16 protein-coding genes and 1 pseudogene are annotated in these 15,817 nt (G+C 34.5%); 16 read left to right on the forward strand and 1 reads right to left on the reverse strand.

Annotated elements, in window-relative coordinates; translation table 11 throughout:
* The 12 genes and pseudogenes from RR409_RS14825 to RR409_RS14880 all read left to right on the forward strand — a co-directional run bounded on the left by RR409_RS14825 (position 1) and on the right by RR409_RS14880 (position 8,486).
* The gene (locus RR409_RS14825; protein WP_332558545.1) at positions 1-129 is read left to right on the forward strand and encodes a hypothetical protein; all 129 of its coding nucleotides are present in this window, start codon (positions 1-3) and stop codon (positions 127-129) included.
* 26 nt (positions 130-155) lie between these two features.
* A complete protein-coding gene (locus RR409_RS14830) occupies positions 156-1,907 on the forward strand; it encodes a S8 family peptidase (RefSeq protein WP_332558546.1) in 1,752 nt (583 codons plus the stop codon).
* Positions 1,908-2,435: 528 nt separating this feature from the next.
* Positions 2,436-2,759: a PadR family transcriptional regulator gene (locus tag RR409_RS14835; protein ID WP_332558547.1), complete on the forward strand. Its 324-nt coding sequence runs from the start codon at positions 2,436-2,438 to the stop codon at positions 2,757-2,759.
* 2 nt (positions 2,760-2,761) lie between these two features.
* Positions 2,762-3,100, forward strand: a complete 339-nt coding sequence (locus tag RR409_RS14840; RefSeq protein WP_332558548.1) for a DUF1048 domain-containing protein — start codon at positions 2,762-2,764, stop codon at positions 3,098-3,100.
* 84 nt (positions 3,101-3,184) lie between these two features.
* A pseudogene (locus RR409_RS14845) lies at positions 3,185-3,271 on the forward strand (PadR family transcriptional regulator); the annotation flags it as partial.
* The gene (locus tag RR409_RS14850) at positions 3,271-3,618 is read left to right on the forward strand and encodes a DUF1048 domain-containing protein (RefSeq protein ID WP_332558549.1); all 348 of its coding nucleotides are present in this window, start codon (positions 3,271-3,273) and stop codon (positions 3,616-3,618) included. The pseudogene RR409_RS14845 and the gene RR409_RS14850, both read left to right, overlap by 1 nt.
* A gap of 9 nt (positions 3,619-3,627) precedes the next feature.
* Positions 3,628-3,978, forward strand: a complete 351-nt coding sequence (locus RR409_RS14855) for a DUF1048 domain-containing protein (RefSeq protein WP_332558550.1) — start codon at positions 3,628-3,630, stop codon at positions 3,976-3,978.
* 143 nt (positions 3,979-4,121) lie between these two features.
* Positions 4,122-4,310, forward strand: a complete 189-nt coding sequence (locus tag RR409_RS14860) for a cysteine-rich KTR domain-containing protein (RefSeq protein WP_332558551.1) — start codon at positions 4,122-4,124, stop codon at positions 4,308-4,310.
* 116 nt (positions 4,311-4,426) lie between these two features.
* On the forward strand, positions 4,427-5,188 hold the full coding sequence (locus RR409_RS14865) for an ATP-binding cassette domain-containing protein (RefSeq protein ID WP_332558552.1): 762 nt from the start codon (positions 4,427-4,429) through the stop codon (positions 5,186-5,188).
* Entirely contained in the window at positions 5,189-5,953 is a 765-nt protein-coding gene (locus RR409_RS14870; RefSeq protein WP_332558553.1) for an ABC transporter permease, read from the forward strand.
* A 423-nt stretch (positions 5,954-6,376) separates the two neighbouring features.
* Complete coding sequence (locus tag RR409_RS14875; RefSeq protein WP_332558554.1) at positions 6,377-7,606, forward strand: carbohydrate-binding domain-containing protein; 1,230 nt, start codon at positions 6,377-6,379, stop codon at positions 7,604-7,606.
* A 298-nt stretch (positions 7,607-7,904) separates the two neighbouring features.
* Entirely contained in the window at positions 7,905-8,486 is a 582-nt protein-coding gene (locus tag RR409_RS14880) for a GNAT family acetyltransferase (RefSeq protein ID WP_332558555.1), read from the forward strand.
* Positions 8,487-8,715: 229 nt separating this feature from the next.
* Here RR409_RS14880 and RR409_RS14885 read toward each other — a convergent pair whose 3' ends face one another.
* Positions 8,716-9,483: a rhodanese-like domain-containing protein gene (locus RR409_RS14885; protein ID WP_332558556.1), complete on the reverse strand. Its 768-nt coding sequence runs from the start codon at positions 9,481-9,483 to the stop codon at positions 8,716-8,718.
* A gap of 368 nt (positions 9,484-9,851) precedes the next feature.
* Here RR409_RS14885 and RR409_RS14890 point away from each other — a divergent pair, with 368 nt between their 5' ends.
* The 4 genes from RR409_RS14890 to RR409_RS14905 all read left to right on the forward strand — a co-directional run.
* Positions 9,852-10,397: a hypothetical protein gene (locus RR409_RS14890; RefSeq protein ID WP_332558557.1), complete on the forward strand. Its 546-nt coding sequence runs from the start codon at positions 9,852-9,854 to the stop codon at positions 10,395-10,397.
* A gap of 35 nt (positions 10,398-10,432) precedes the next feature.
* A complete protein-coding gene (locus RR409_RS14895; protein ID WP_332558558.1) occupies positions 10,433-11,227 on the forward strand; it encodes a hypothetical protein in 795 nt (264 codons plus the stop codon).
* Between the two features lie 855 nt (positions 11,228-12,082).
* The gene (locus RR409_RS14900; RefSeq protein ID WP_332558559.1) at positions 12,083-14,683 is read left to right on the forward strand and encodes a cation-translocating P-type ATPase; all 2,601 of its coding nucleotides are present in this window, start codon (positions 12,083-12,085) and stop codon (positions 14,681-14,683) included.
* Positions 14,684-15,183: 500 nt separating this feature from the next.
* Positions 15,184-15,817, forward strand: a 634-nt coding sequence (locus RR409_RS14905) for a metallophosphoesterase (protein WP_332558560.1), incomplete at its 3' end; no start/stop codon positions are given.

A 15,817-nucleotide genomic window follows, 5' to 3' on the forward strand; every position in this document is an offset into this window, starting at 1 on the left:
TTGAAGAATAAAAAGTTAGTTCAGTTATGGAATGATTTTAGAGAACTTGATACTCCTCTTATGAGTACTTTGTCTTTTGACGAGTTAAAAGAATACTACTCCAGTGGAGAATATAAACATACTTTATAGAATACATTGGAGATATTGTCTCGGCTTTGGATAAGCTTGATTATGCAGATGTTTATACTGCTGAGAAGTTCTTTGGATTATTATTCGTAAAAAGTGGAATGTTAAATGAACTAATTAAAAATGTTCCTGAAATTACTAACATTCAACACAACCCTATCTATGGTCTATCGAATCTATTAATAAACGAAGATATAAGTGAAGCTTCTGGTTCTTATGAGGGCAATATAGCATTTGATGGTCAAGGGGTTATAGTTGGAATTATAGGCACAGGTATAGATTATTTAAATCCTAGATTTATGAAAAATACAGGAGAAACTAAAATTGTTGCTATATGGGATCAAAGCATAGATAATGGACCATCATCTGACTTGATTCCCTTTGGTAGAGAATTTAACGAGGAGGATATAAATAGGGCTATAAATAATAGAGCTGAAGGAAAAGATCCCTATGAAGTGGTACCTCACAAAGATGAGGTTGGTCATGGAACCGCCATAGCTGGAATAATTGGTGGTAGAAATTTTGGGAGAGAGGATAAGCTTAAAAGTATAGCTCCAAACTGTGAGTTTGCCATTGTAAAGCTGCGAGAAGCAATACCAGAAATTACAAAATTAGCTGGGTTTGAGGAGGATATTAAAAATTTATATCTATCTACTAGCATAGCCTTAGCTATTAGATATCTTTCTGACTTGCAGTTAAAACTAAAAAAGCTTATGGTAGTTTACTTGCCTCTAGGAACTAATTTTGGCGGCCATGAAGGTAGCACTATATTAGAAAGGTATATTGAGGATATAACACAAAGAAGAGATTTCGCTATTGTAACAGATACAGGAGATCAAGGTACCGGAAGAACTCATACAAGTGGAATTATTGAGAAAATAGGAGATACAAAGGATATTCTTTTTAATATAGGACAAGGACAAAACTCTTTAATTATTGGAGTCTATGTTAGAAGAATTGATGCTATTTCTATAAGTATAACTGCACCTAGTGGAGATACCATTAAGAACATTCCTTTACCTACAGTTGAAGAGAAAAATAACTATTTCAACTTTCAAGAGAATAATATTGATATAAATTATTTTGCAAACCAAACCCTCACTGGCTTAGTGGGAATCAATATTGTAATTAAAAATGCCACTGAGGGTGTATGGAAGGTGAGCCTTTTGGGAGAAGTTATTGTTAGTGGTTTATATGATGCCTGGATGCCACAAGCTGAACTTCTAAAAGGAAATACTGGATTCTTAAATCCTGTTTCTAATACAACTCTACTTACTCCCTGTGCAGCATTAGATATTATTTCAACCTCTTACTATAATCAAATTGATAATACAGTGATTGAGACTTCTGGAAAAGGTTATCCTAGAAATGGGAAAATAGAGCCCTCGGTAACAATAGGAGGAGTAAATATTCTTACTGTAGGATTAAACAATTCTTTGGTACTAGGTACGGGTGGTGCAATGGCAGGTGCTATACTTGCTGGAGCTGTTGCGCTAATATATCAATGGGGCATAGTTGATGGAAACTTTCAAGGGCTCTTTCCTCCTCGTATAAAAAACTTACTCATTGCATCAACAGTAAAAGATGAGGGGAAGGTATACCCAAATACAGAGTGGGGCTTTGGAAAACTCAGTTTTGATGCTTTGTTTGAGACGTTATTTATAACTAGTAATATTAATATTACTAACCCAAAAAGAATTTTAAAAGATGAGGGCAATAGAGAGCTGTATGTATGTATACCTGAGGAAATTTATAGAAGGCTAAAAGATAATTTATTATAATTAAAAAAATACAATGTTTAGCGCTAGTACAATGGAATTTCTTATAACTTACCTTACATTGTTTTAGTCATAAACACATAAGTTATAATTTATTTTGAAAAACTTAGATTTAAATAGATAGATATGTTTAAAATGTGAAAGTGAAGGAGTAGAAATTATAAAAATTTCTACTCTTTTATATTAGGAATTTTAGTAAAAAGTCTACTTTTTTTGGTTGTTTAAGATAATTGGTATTGCAGACAGTCTATAGAGGTGTGCTCAAATTTGCTCATTTGAAAAGATATTTAATTAAAGGCATATAGCTCAAAACCTACCTATCAAGCTCACTACATGGTGTCCATTACAAATAAAAGGCAAATACCCAGCACTCCTCACATAAACAAAATGAAATGCCCACACATATTACTTAAGGAGATATTTTAGATTTCTAAAAATACCCCTTTACAATTTCACTACTACGTGATACTATATAGTAGTAGTAAGTGATACAGAATATCGGTAATACTAGATAGTGAAGAGGTGATTCATTTGGAAAATATTACGGAAATGCTCAAAGGAGTACTGGAAGGCTGTGTTCTTGAAATCATCAGCCATGAGGAAATATATGGTTACGAGATTACGAAAAGGCTGAATGTCCTGGGGTTTTCGGACGTTGTAGATGGCACAGTTTATACCATCTTGGTGAGGCTTGAGAAAAATAAACTGGTGGAGATTACGAAAAAGTCATCCGACAAGGGACCGCCACGAAAGTTTTTCACCCTCAACGATGCGGGCCGTGAGGAGCTGCGAAGGTTCTGGGAAAAATGGGAGTTCGTAGCGTCGAAAATCAACCAATTAAAGGAGGAAAAGTAATTATGATGGAACTTTTTAAAAGAATAGTAGGGGATAAAAAAGAGTATAAGCAACAGATGGCACGGGTAGAAATGCTGCCTAGTGACTATCAGTTCGTATATAAAAAAATCCAAGAATATATGTGGAATTTTGCGGCAGGTAACGGCTATGACATGTTGAAGATTCAATATGAATTGATAGATTTGTTCGAGGCCGGCGCAGCTGAAGGCAAACATGTATTGGAAATCACTGGTGAGGACGCGGCAGCGTTCTGTGATGAACTTCTTCGCAACGCCAAAACATATACAGAAAACTGGCGCAAGAAACTAAACCACGATATATTGAATAAATTCGGAAGGTGACCGATTCAAAATGACTGATTTAGCCATAACCATAAAAGGATTGAAAAAAACTACTAAAAAGATGTTCTGAATGGCTCCAACTTTGATCCGGGGGGTAAGGAACTTCGGAAGTTCTGGGAAAGATGGGAATTCGTATCATCAAAAATTAATGAGTTAAAGGAGAAGAAATAATGAATTTTTGGGAAAAAATTACGGGAAGTGACATAACTAAAGAATTTAAAACTTTTGAATCCCGAGCAAAAAACCTACCTGCTGATTATCAAGTAGCATGGGAAAAAATTAAGTCTAATCTTTGGGGGCACTCAGATTTCACCGGTCGAAACCTCATGCCAATTCTTGATGGTGTGCTTGGCCTGCTGGAAGAAACCGCTGCGGAGGGTCAGAGTGTACAAGAGGCTTTGGGTGACGATATCAAAGGCTTCTGCTTAGCACTAGTGGGGGAAGAAGGGGCAAATTCTTTTCGCGACAAGTGGCGCAAGCAACTCAATAATAATATCACTAAAAAATTAGGTAAATAGGAGGACAAAATGAGAATACAAGATATAATCGAAGGCAAAAAAGAGTGGAGAGCCCACGTGGCGCGTGTGAAAGCGCTTCCGAATGATTTTCAGATTGTTTATAAAGAAATTCAAAAATATCTCTATAAGGTGGGCCCTGTTGAGCTAACTGACGGGATAGGTTTACTGTCTGGGATTATCGATCTTTTTGAACAGGGCGCGGCCTTGGGAAAAGAGGTGCTAGAAGTCACAGGCAGTGACGTAGCGGCTTTCTGCGACGATCTAATTAAAGATTCAAAAACTTACGCTGACATCTATCAAGAATCTGTTAACCAAGAAGTTAGTAATGCAATGAATAAGGTTACGGATAAAACAAAGTAAAAGGGATATATGGAGACTTAAAAGCAATTGAATTGAAAGCTCTGTGCCACCTGAAAAGATGGAGTACGGTGAATAGCAGCTTAATGTTTGCAGGGATTAAAATCATAGTGGTGAACAAAAACATGAAGTAAGGGGATGGTAGAGTGTGTAATTACGAGTGGATATTATGCCCGGTGTGTGGCAACAAAACAAGGCTGAAGTTACGTGAGGATACGGTGCTTGAAAACTTCCCACTATTTTGCCCCAAGTGTAAACAGGAAACCATAATTAATGTTAAACAACTGAATATATCAGTTATTAAAGAGCCAGACGCTAAGACGCAGAGCCGATAACATGTGAGTGAAATCACAGTTGTCGGCTCTTTTTTTATCATAACTACTGAAGCTGCATTGAAAGGATTAGATGCAGATTTTAGAAAGGTTACCATATTTAGGAGGAGGAAAAGAAAATGAAAAAAAATATAATACAAATTAAAGGGCTAAAGAAATCTTACAAAAATGTAGTAGTGCTCAAGGGAGTAGATTTTGAAGTAGAGCAGGGAGGCGTCTTTGCATTACTAGGTTCCAATGGAGCCGGAAAAACAACCATGATTAGAATCATGGCTACTTTACTTAAAGCAGATGCTGGAAGTGCTCAGATCAATGGTTTTGATATTGAAAAAAATCCGGGGGACATTAGACGGTCTATCAGTTTAACTGGTCAATTTGCTGCTATTGATGAGATTTTCACTGGTCGAGAAAATCTTCAAATGATAGCAAAACTTAGGCATCTTAAGAATCCAAATGCAGTAGCAGATGAGTTAATTAATCGTTTTAGCATGTCAGAGGCAGCAGACAGAAGAGTGGGTACTTATTCTGGAGGTATGAAAAGAAGAATTGATATAGCAATGAGTCTTGTGGGAAATCCAAAGATTATTTTCCTAGATGAGCCAACCACAGGTCTTGATTCAGAAGCACGTTTAGAAGTTTGGAAAATTGTAAAAGAGTTATCAACTGCAGGAACTACGGTATTTTTAACCACTCAATATTTAGAGGAAGCAGAACAACTTGCAGATAAAATTGCAATTCTTCATGGAGGGAAAATTATTGCTCTAGATACACTTGATGGATTGAAAAAATTATTTCCACCTGCAAAAGTTGAATATGTTGAGAAACAACCTACATTAGAAGAAATATTCCTAACAATCATTGGTAAAAAGGAGGAGAAATAAATGGAATCTACAAATAAGAATTTTTTCAAAGATATGAGTGTTATGTTTGGACGTTCTATGCGTCATATTTTTAGAAGTATGGATACAATTATTACAGTTTGTATCACACCAATTGCCATGATGTTATTATTCGTTTATGTATTTGGGGGTGCAATCGAAACAGGCACAGAAAATTATGTTAATTATCTATTACCAGGTATAATGTTAATGGCTATTGGTAGTGGCATTGCATATGTAGCTTACCGATTGTTTATAGATAAACAGCGTGGTATCTTTGAACGTTTTCACTCTATGCCTATCGCTCGTTCCACAGTATTATGGGGACATGTATTAACTTCATTAATTTCAAATGGAATTTCTGTAGTAGTTATTATACTTGTTGCATTATTAATGGGCTTCCGTTCTTCAGCAGGAATCTTAGAATGGCTCACGGTATTTGGAATTCTTGGTATCTTTACACTTGCTTTGACTTGGATTGCTGTAATTGCAGGACTTGCTGCTAAAACACCGGATGGTGCAGGGGCATTCTCTTACCCAATAATATTCTTACCATTTATCAGTTCTGCCTTTGTACCAACAGATACAATGCCTTCAGCAGTACGTGTGTTTGCTGAAAATCAACCTGTGACTCCTATAGTAGAAGCTATTCGTAACCTATTAGCAAATAAGCCAGTAGTAGATGATATCTGGGTTGCACTTGCTTGGTGTATAGCAATAATAGTTGTTGCTTATATCTTTGCAATGAGGAGCTATAAAAAATTATAAACTATCTTTATACAAGTACATCTAATTTAGAAATTTAAAGATTCGCAAGATTATTAACTAGTAATTCACTTATAAAAATTACTGCATTTATGTGTAGTATAATTGCTGGGTCATCAAGTAATGGAAATGTTAGATCTAGTAGAGCAGAAATAGGCAGATATGAAAGGATTTTAAGAATTTCTGGTAAAAATTGAAGTGTGTTTTAGATTCCCTCAGACTGATTAGTTTGGGGGAATTTTGCTTTAGGGGGGACTTTTACGCAGTACTATGGATATTCACAAAGAAGTATAAATGTTTAAGGTTGGTTTAAGGTACATGTTTTATGATTTAAATATCACATGAAGCAATAATGATATCTGATGAAAAATAAATTTCTGATAAATAGTAAATGAATGACAGTGAATATAAAAGGGGTGTTGATTTATGAAAAGAAAAATGATTCAAACTATAAGCATAGTAACTATGACCTTATTACTTGGTGCTTCTTTTGTAGGATGTACTAAGGCACAAAATAGAAATGAAAATGCGGTAACCACTCAAACGGCAGATACTAAAGTGGCATCAAGCGACAACACAGCAGTTAATAATAGTTCAGCTAATGTTGCTTCAAAGATTGAAGGTTCTCTAAATACATCTGAAATGTTCAGTGATCAAGATTTAGAACAGTCTGCAGACCTTGCAACTAGAACCCAGATTGAATTGGAAAGTGGGAAAGATGTGATACTGGATAAAGAAGGTGTGTATGTGTTAAGCGGTGAAGTAAAAAATGTGACGGTTACGGTTGAAGCAGCAGAGGATGCGAAGATACAGATAGTCCTAGATGGCGTCAGCATAACTAATGAAGATTCACCTGCAATTTATGTAAAAACTGCAGATAAAGTATTTGTTACATCCACTAACAGTAAGAATCATATGGAAGTATCAGGACAATACGCTAAAGATGGAGATACTAATTTAGATGCAGTTATTTACTCTAAAGCAGATATGACCCTTAACGGAACCGGAACTTTAGAAGTTGTATCTAGAACAGGTAATGGAATTACTTCAAAGGATGATCTCAAAATTACTGGAGGGGCTTATACCATTGATTCCGCTGCAGATGGTATAGAGGCAAAGGATGCAATTCTTGTGTATGATGGAGCTATTACCATAGTTACTGATAAGGATGCCCTGCATAGCGAAAATGAAGAAGATGCTTCTCTTGGATATATCTATATTAAAAATGGTACATTGAATATCACAGCCTCTGATGATGCAATCCGTGCAAATAGCATTGTCCAAATAGATGGTGGCACTTTGAATATAGACACCTGTGAAGAAGGCATGGAGGCAACCAATATCGAGATAAACGGTGGTGAGATTACTATGTTTGCCAAGAATGATGGAATAAATGCCACTCCAAAAATCAGTAATAATGCTGCCATTGAAGTAAACGGAGGAACAATTAATGTAACCATGGGTGATGGTGATACTGACGCATTTGATTCAAATGGTAATATTTGTATTAATGGAGGAACAATTACTGTAGAAGCAGGGTCAGCCTTTGACTCTGATGGAACTGCTGAATTAAATGGTGGAGATGTTACGGTGAATGGAGAAAAGATCACTGAAATCACCCAGCAACAAATGGGGGGAAAAGGAAAGCGTAAATAGGCTAGAAGAATATTTAACTAAATAATCGAAGATTAAAAGATCGTTTATTCACAAGCTATGTAAATCAGCGTTGTTTTGCGCCTTTATAATATATCCTTGGGATGATTAACAGGTTGTGAATACAATTTGTTTTGTCACCAGAAATTATACAAGGGAACAGTTAATGGAAATCATAGATGAGCTAAAAATGAATACTAATGAACTGTACCACTTCTTTTTAATGTTATAATATGTTAAAATATGTAAGTATACACAACATAAATAAGATTAAGGGTTAAAAGAGATAGGAGGTAATAAAGTGAAATATAGAACTGCCACATTAAAAGACATCCCTAATATTTTAAAGTTACAACAAAAATACCATATATCAACTATAAGCGAAGAAGATAAAATCGATGGATTTGTTACAACTTTATTTACTGAACACCAATTTAAGGAACTAATTGAAAAAGAAAATGGACTTGTTATTGCTTGTGATGGTGAAAAAGTTGTGGCATATGCCATGGCAGCATCTTGGCAATATTGGTCAGCATGGCCGTTATTTCAACATATGATAAAGGATTTACCACATACTGAATATTTAGGACAAACTCTTTCCATGGAAAATTCCTATCAATATGGCCCAGTTTGCATTCATAAGGATTATCGTGGATCCGATGTTCTCTCTAATATATTTGAGTTATCAAGGCTTCAAATGAGAAAAAGGTATCCTATCTTAATTACATTTATTAATCAAATTAATAACAGATCTTTTAAAGCACATACTAAAAAAATTGAACTTGATGTAATTAAAACTTTTGAGTTCAATAATAACCAATATTATGAATTGGGATATGACACATCAAAGAAGACTCCCGGGTGTAATACTGAAATGTTTTAATTGTAAAATCATAAGATGCAGGTAGTGAAACATTTCTATAAAAACCGTCACAGGGGCGATAAAAAATTGTGAATACAACTTGTTTTGCCATGAGAAATAGATTGTTAATATTTTAGCACATAACTTTTGTCAGTTACATTAAAAAGTTTGCACTTATAGATTTTTCCCTCAAGAAGGATTAACAAAAAAGTACATGGCTGAACAAATTATTGTTCAGCCATGTTTTCTATTATTTTACTAAGGGAAAACTAAATTCTTTTACACCTTCAGTAGAATTTACAACTTTATCATAACCAAGGCCTTCTAATTGTTTAGCAACCTCAGCACTTTTAGTTCCAGTATTACAGTATAGAGCAATAGTCTTATCTTTAGGTAGCTTGTCTAGATTTGCTTCAACTGCATTAAAAGGCACATTTATAGCTCCCTGAATCATTCCTTCTTCTTTAACTTGAGCTTCTTCTCTAGCATCTACTAATACAATGTCTTTATTTGTATCAATAAGCTTTTGGAATGCAGCACCTCTTACATCTTCATAATGAACTAAGTCATATTGGAATTTTTTCACACCATCAGCATTACTAACATTTGTGAAACCCTTATTCGCTAAAATTTCTGCAACTTGTCCACTTTTATTTCCAGAATTACAATAAAGAATAATTGGGAAGTCCTTTAAGCCTTCAAGTTCATTAAGTCTTGTTTCAAAACCTTCTATATTTATATTAATAGCATGTGGAATATGACCTGCTTTATATTCTTCAGGTGAACGTACATCAATAATTAGTACTTTATCTTTCTCTTTTCCTGAATTTTGTTTAACAAGATCCTCACCTGTGATTGTTTTAACTGAAGCAACTTCAGTTTTTGCCTCAGTTGAGCTTTTAGCTTCAGAGGAAGTGCCAGTTTGTGTACTTGCGTTATTTGCACATCCAGCGATTAGTGTTGTTGATATTGAAATGGCTGTAATTAAAGCCATAAGTTTAGATTTTTTCTTTAACATGATAAAACCCCCTAATCCTTGTCCCATAAAATAATAACACTGAGAAAGGAGTATTTCAATTTAAATGGTAAATTCCAATGAAATAGTTGAAAAGTATTGAGAAAAATAATACTTGGGAGTGATTGAAGGTGGAAGAAACCTAGGTACACTTATGTATAAGTTATCTAATGAATTGCCATTGAGTCGTATTAAGTCAGTGGTATCAACTATAGGTATCTTATTAATTTAAATTAACCTTAACCTTAAATATATCTTGAAGAAAAATCTTTGAAGTCCCTGGTATATTTGGCCTACAAAAACAGTAAGAATTATAGATTGTAATATATTGGACTTACTAGGGTAATGCCAAACGGCAAAGGGGAAGAGATATGAAAATTATTTTTGCGGAAGCATTAAAGCCGCAGGTTATAAAGAATGAAGAAGGTAGGAAGCTTATACATGGAAAAGTGTTAGAAGAAAGTTCTCATAAATCTATCACTATAAACAAATTATTTCAGGATATTAGAATAAAGTATTTTCTAAGTTTAGGTGTTTATCTTAATAGTTATTTGGACATAGAAACGCCATTAGTTTTCATAACAGATTGGACAGACCCCACAGAGATTATAGGAGTTCGGCTAGAGGATTCCAATGGGGTTACAGATTATCCAGAACTTAGTTGTCTTGCCTTTTACACTAACTGGGATAACATTGAAGGTTCAGGTATAGAAGAAATCTTTGGTCATGAGTTTTCTCACCTTTGGCTTCATAGATTAGGACTTGTTATGCGGAGTTCCAAATCCAATAAGTTTCACACATGTTCTGCAATTACAGATCCTTATATGACCTTTAGCGAAGGCTTTGCAGAACACTTAGAAATTGTAGCCAGTGAACTCAGAGGAAATCCATCAGAGGAAATATGGGATGATGGTTAAGATGTAAACTCCTGGGTTTGATAAGAGATAGCAAAATGAGAATTCATGCAATAAAGAACAATCGGTTTATTTATCACACTGCTTATCCTTATGAGGAAGATTTTAAAGATTACAATCATCTTCATATGGCACATATAACATCATCAGCTTTCACTCCTGAAAAGGTTAAGAATGGAGCACAAATGATGTGTTCTGAGGGAGTTATAGCATCAATATTTTATGGAATATATAAAAGTGAAGTTTTTAAATTAACCTATGTTGAAAAGTCTTTTTATGAGAAGTTCAAAGCTTCAAAGGATATTCACCCAGTTACAAACCTATACCTAAAGGTTCTATATACCCTAACAAATATCAACTTAAACGTTCCAAATCCCATGATTAATTTCATAGTGGAGTATGGTAGTCTGTTTCCCTCTGAAAGGGAGGAACTAATAAAATTATTTTTAGCTGCAACTCATTTTGCTACAGTTAATCATGAGGCTCCCAATATATTTGGTAATCTATATAGAATAGGAAGACAGGGAGAAATGGAAAAGTTTAAAGCATATCTTTCAAAAGTGAGAAGAAAAAAGGAACACTGGATCACCCAGGTTTTATCAAAGGAAATACCTCTTGACTTTGCCATATATAAGGATATATGGATAGAAACTGATTCAAAGATAACACCAGTGCCTTGGAACCCAAATCACCTAGTGAAGTATAAAATTGATATTAACACTGCAACAGAAATTGATTTCATGTCAATTGAGGGTATTAGCCTAGAACAGGCAAAAGATATTGTTATACGTAGAGAAAGACTTAAGGGATTTAGCAGCAAAGATTTGACATAAATGATGCTCAGTTAGAAAACGGAGATTTCCGTTCTCAAAATTCCTTTACATAAAAATCACTTTGAGGAGATTAACATGGTTAAACAATGTTAAGAGCAGTTTAAGTCCTTGTTAACTTCATTGACAAGGCATGCAAAGTACAATAATATAGTCACAAGAGGGTGCAGAACCTTCACATTATAATTTTACAACACTGCTGAAACCCAAGATCATTTAAATTGTAAATTAATAAATTTAATAAATCCTTGTAGAGGGAGTAACTATCTGTTAGTTATCAATAGGAAGTTGTATAAAACCAACTTCATGAAAATCATTTTAGTGGAAATCAACTTGTTGATTAACTTAACAGAAATCAAAGTCGTCACTTCGGAGAATATCCCGGCTTTGGTAACTAATATAGTTTTGTAAGACTCTGCAGCTAGAATTGTCCTAGCTGTAGGGTCTTTTTGTTTTTCTCTAAAAATATGTTGGGAACAAATTAGTCCATTATTTAACAACATTTTGAAGAAGAATTATCTCATTTTCCTAGAGGGATGTCCTTGTATAAAATTAAAGGTTTATGGGATTTAGATTTCCTTCCAAGATGGCAGTTCAAAGTGAAGTTGCTCAAAATGAACTTGTTCATAATTTAAAGGTGGTGGTTATTAAGTACAATTCATATTTTTTATAGCAACTTATTTTATAATTAACTATTACATGAAGGTACCTTAGTTTCCTTAGGCTTTTATGAAGGAATAACTAAACCTTCATATGCTCCCTAAGAATTTTAGTCGCGAAAAATACAACTGTAATTATATAAAAAAAGTAGATGCAGTTTCAACATTGCATTAAACTATGAAAGGATGAAATAAACGTATGGATAATTTTTATAATAAAACCATTGATGTGGTGATGAGTACTGTGGGAGTAACTTCCCAGGGACTAAGTACGGGAGAAGTTGATAAAAGAAGAGGGCAGTATGGATATAATGAACTAACAGAGGGGAAAAAGAAAACAGCACTCGCGGTATTTCTTGCGCAGTTCAAGGACTTTCTAGTAATAATCCTAATTGCTGCAGCAATAATTTCAGCTTTTCTTGGGAAGTTTGAAAGTACCGTTGTAATCTTAGTAGTTGTTATTGTGAATTCCATATTAGGAACTGTGCAGCATATTAAAGCAGAACAATCCTTAAATAGCCTTAAAGCACTATCCTCTCCTAATGCAAAGGTTTTAAGAAATGGAGAAAAAATTGAAATTCCATCTAGGGAATTAGTGGTTGGAGATATAATGCATCTAGATGCAGGAGATTACATTAGTGCTGATGGAAAAATAATTGAAAGTTACAGCCTTCAAGTTAATGAAAGTTCTCTTACAGGAGAATCAGAAAGTGTTAATAAGGTAACCGAAATCATTAAGGGAGAAAATGTAGCCATTGGGGATAGAAAAAATATGGTGTCCTCTGGAAGCTTTGTAACCTATGGTAGAGGTACCGTTTTAGTCACTGCCATTGGAATGTGTACGGAAATAGGTAAAATAGCAAACCTTTTGGAAAGTGCAAAGGAAAGAAAAACGCCATTGCAAATAGGACTCGATAACTTCGGAAAAAAACTAGCTATTGTAATACTTGCTATCTCTACTGTGATTTTTGCTTTAAGCATCTTTAGAGGGGAACCAATTATCGATGCCTTTATGTTTGCAGTATCTCTTGCAGTGGCAGCTATACCAGAAGCTTTAAGTTCCATAGTTACTGTAGTTCTTGCACTGGGCACTCAAAAGATGGCTAAGGAAAATGCCATTGTAAGAAAGCTTCATGCAGTGGAGAGCCTTGGGAGTATATCTGTAATTTGTTCTGATAAAACAGGAACTCTTACTCAAAATAAAATGACGGTACAAAAGGTGTTTGTAGATGGAAAAGTAGTAAATCATGATGAATTAAATCATGATAGAGAAATAGAAAAACAGCTTGTGTTTATGTCTTTACTGTGTAACGATGCAGTAACCGTAGAAGATAGGGAAATTGGTGACCCAACTGAAATTGCTCTGGTAAACCTGGGAGAAATTTATAATCTAGATGAACTTCACCTAAGAAAAGAAATTGGAAGGCTTAAAGAACTTCCCTTCGATTCTGATAGAAAGCTTATGAGTACAGTGCATAAAATTCAAGGAAAAACAATCATGATTACTAAAGGTGCTTTGGATGTGGTTTTACCTAGAACTGTAAGTATAGAAACTTCACAGGGAATTGCGCCAATTACTGAAGAAATGAAGAACACTATAGAAAACACAAATAGGTCTTTTTCCCAAAATGGACTAAGAGTTCTGGCATTTGCCTTTAAAGAAGTTAATGAGGATAAGGAATTAACCTTAGCGGATGAACATTACCTTACATTCGTAGGACTTATTGCCATGATTGACCCGCCAAGAGTGGAATCTGCAAAGGCAGTGGAGGATTGTATTAATGCTGGAATCAAGCCTGTAATGATAACTGGGGACCACATAATCACTGCTTCAGCCATTGCAAAGGAAATAGGAATTTTGAAAAATGAATCAGAAGCCATGGAAGGTTATGAACTAGACAATCTTAGTGATGAAGAGTTAAAAAATACAGTAGAGAATATTTCAGTTTATGCTAGGGTTTCACCAGAACACAAAATAAGGATAGTAAGAGCTTGGCAGGATAAAGGAAATGTAGTTGCCATGACAGGAGATGGAGTAAATGATGCTCCTGCCCTAAAGCAAGCAGATATAGGTATCGCCATGGGAATCACAGGAACTGAAGTTGCAAAGGATGCTGCCTCTATGGTGCTTACTGACGATAACTTCTCCACCATTGTAAAGTCTATTTCTAACGGTAGAAGCGTATATGCTAACATTAGAAATGCAATAAAGTTTTTATTATCAGGGAACACTGCAGGGATTTTATCGGTGCTTTATGCTTCAATACTAGCATTGCCTGTGCCTTTCGCCCCAGTACATCTATTATTTATAAATTTAGTTACAGATAGTCTACCAGCAATTGCTATTGGTCTAGAACCTCACAATAAAAATATTATGAAGGAAAAACCAAGAGGAATAAATGAACCTATACTAGGCAAAGCCTTTACTATAGAAGTTATTTTAGAAGGATTTTTAATAGCTTTAGCTACAATGATTGCCTTCCATGTGGGGTTATCAAGTGGAGATACTACTATTGCAAGTACCATGGCATTTGCAACTCTATGTTTATCAAGATTACTTCATGGTTTTAACTCAAGATCAAAGGAATCCATATTTAAGATAGGTGTCTTCTCGAACAAATATTTATGGATTGCTGCAATAATAGGGTACCTATTATTAAAAGCAGTTTTAACCTTCCAGCCAATAATGAGTATTTTTGAAGTAACTTCACTTAACTTAAATCAATATTCGTTTATGTATGGATTATCCTTCATGCCATTAATAATAGTACAAATCTATAAACTGATATTTGTTAAATAATGAATAAGCTCATTTTATTTGACGATTTTAGAAGGAAATTTAGCTCTCATGGCAGTTGGAATGAAAAAAATCATCCCTGGAGCAATTCACACATTATGAATACAACTTATGTTCTATCCAGTGCAATTTTGCGTTGGTCAATTTGTCCAATGCAAAATCTCATTAAGGAAAATAATGAATTAATGTTATCTCAAAAGAGATAACATTTTTTTTAATAAAAATCAAGAGAAACAACGTGATTAAGTTCCTTTTACCTTTTATCCTTGGAATATGCGGCTCTAAATGAAGAGAGACAATAGCCTTTTGATGTATATCTATTGATTAATTTCATTTTCCTAAGCACAGAGCTGCGGAAATTGCCCTTGAACCCGCAATACAATCTCTAAGTAAGTAGTGTGAGAAAATAAATAGTGTTATATTTAGTGTATTTATAGATTTGGATAGAAAAATCTATAGAAATTTGGTAAACTTATGAAAATATGTATTTTGCGAGGATGTTTATGTTTAAAAGTAGAAATTGTTCTTTAGTTTTATCTATGGTACTAACCTTATCAGTTCTTACTGGTTGCAGCTCCAAGGAACCTAATAAAATTGAGTCCGGCAAGGAACTTTCAATGGTTGTTGCCACTGATATACACTATCTAGCGAAAAGTTTAAATGATAATGGGGAGGCCTTTAAAAAAATATTAGCATCCGGTGATGGGCGACAACTTAATTATATTGATGAGATTACAGATGCCTTTGAATACGATGTTACTAAAAATAAACCGGATATCCTTATAATAAGTGGTGATTTAACTTATAACGGAGAAAAAGAAAGTCACTTAAAACTAGCAGAGAAGCTAGAAGGCATCGAAGAGAAAGCAGGGACACGTGTTTTTGTTATCCCTGGAAACCACGATATTGAAAATCCCTGGGCTAGAAAATTTAAAGGTGATAAGCAGTATAGAGCTGATACCATAGATCAAGGTGATTTTGAAAAAATCTATAATAACTTTGGATATGATGAGGCCATTTCCAAAGATAAGTCTACTTTAAGTTATCTTGCAACACCCTCGGAAGATGTATGGCTGTTAATGCTCGATACTAATCTCTACATTTATAATGATGGATTAATGCCCACAACTAATGGGA

This window comes from Clostridium sp. (assembly GCF_036642255.1).
Lineage (GTDB): Bacteria > Bacillota > Clostridia > Clostridiales > Clostridiaceae > Clostridium_J.

What these genes read in the sequence shown, in the direction of transcription:
- RR409_RS14840 (WP_332558548.1), top strand. Translation starts at nt 2,762, where the DNA reads ATGATGGAACTTTTTAAAAGAATAGTAGGGGATAAAAAAGAGTATAAG.
- RR409_RS14850 (WP_332558549.1), top strand. Translation starts at nt 3,271, where the DNA reads ATGAATTTTTGGGAAAAAATTACGGGAAGTGACATAACTAAAGAATTT.
- RR409_RS14855 (WP_332558550.1), top strand. Translation starts at nt 3,628, where the DNA reads ATGAGAATACAAGATATAATCGAAGGCAAAAAAGAGTGGAGAGCCCAC.
- RR409_RS14865 (WP_332558552.1), top strand. Translation starts at nt 4,427, where the DNA reads ATGAAAAAAAATATAATACAAATTAAAGGGCTAAAGAAATCTTACAAA.
- RR409_RS14870 (WP_332558553.1), top strand. Translation starts at nt 5,189, where the DNA reads ATGGAATCTACAAATAAGAATTTTTTCAAAGATATGAGTGTTATGTTT.
- RR409_RS14875 (WP_332558554.1), top strand. Translation starts at nt 6,377, where the DNA reads ATGAAAAGAAAAATGATTCAAACTATAAGCATAGTAACTATGACCTTA.
- RR409_RS14885 (WP_332558556.1), bottom strand. Translation starts at nt 9,483, where the DNA reads ATGTTAAAGAAAAAATCTAAACTTATGGCTTTAATTACAGCCATTTCA.
- RR409_RS14890 (WP_332558557.1), top strand. Translation starts at nt 9,852, where the DNA reads ATGAAAATTATTTTTGCGGAAGCATTAAAGCCGCAGGTTATAAAGAAT.
- RR409_RS14895 (WP_332558558.1), top strand. Translation starts at nt 10,433, where the DNA reads ATGAGAATTCATGCAATAAAGAACAATCGGTTTATTTATCACACTGCT.
- RR409_RS14900 (WP_332558559.1), top strand. Translation starts at nt 12,083, where the DNA reads ATGGATAATTTTTATAATAAAACCATTGATGTGGTGATGAGTACTGTG.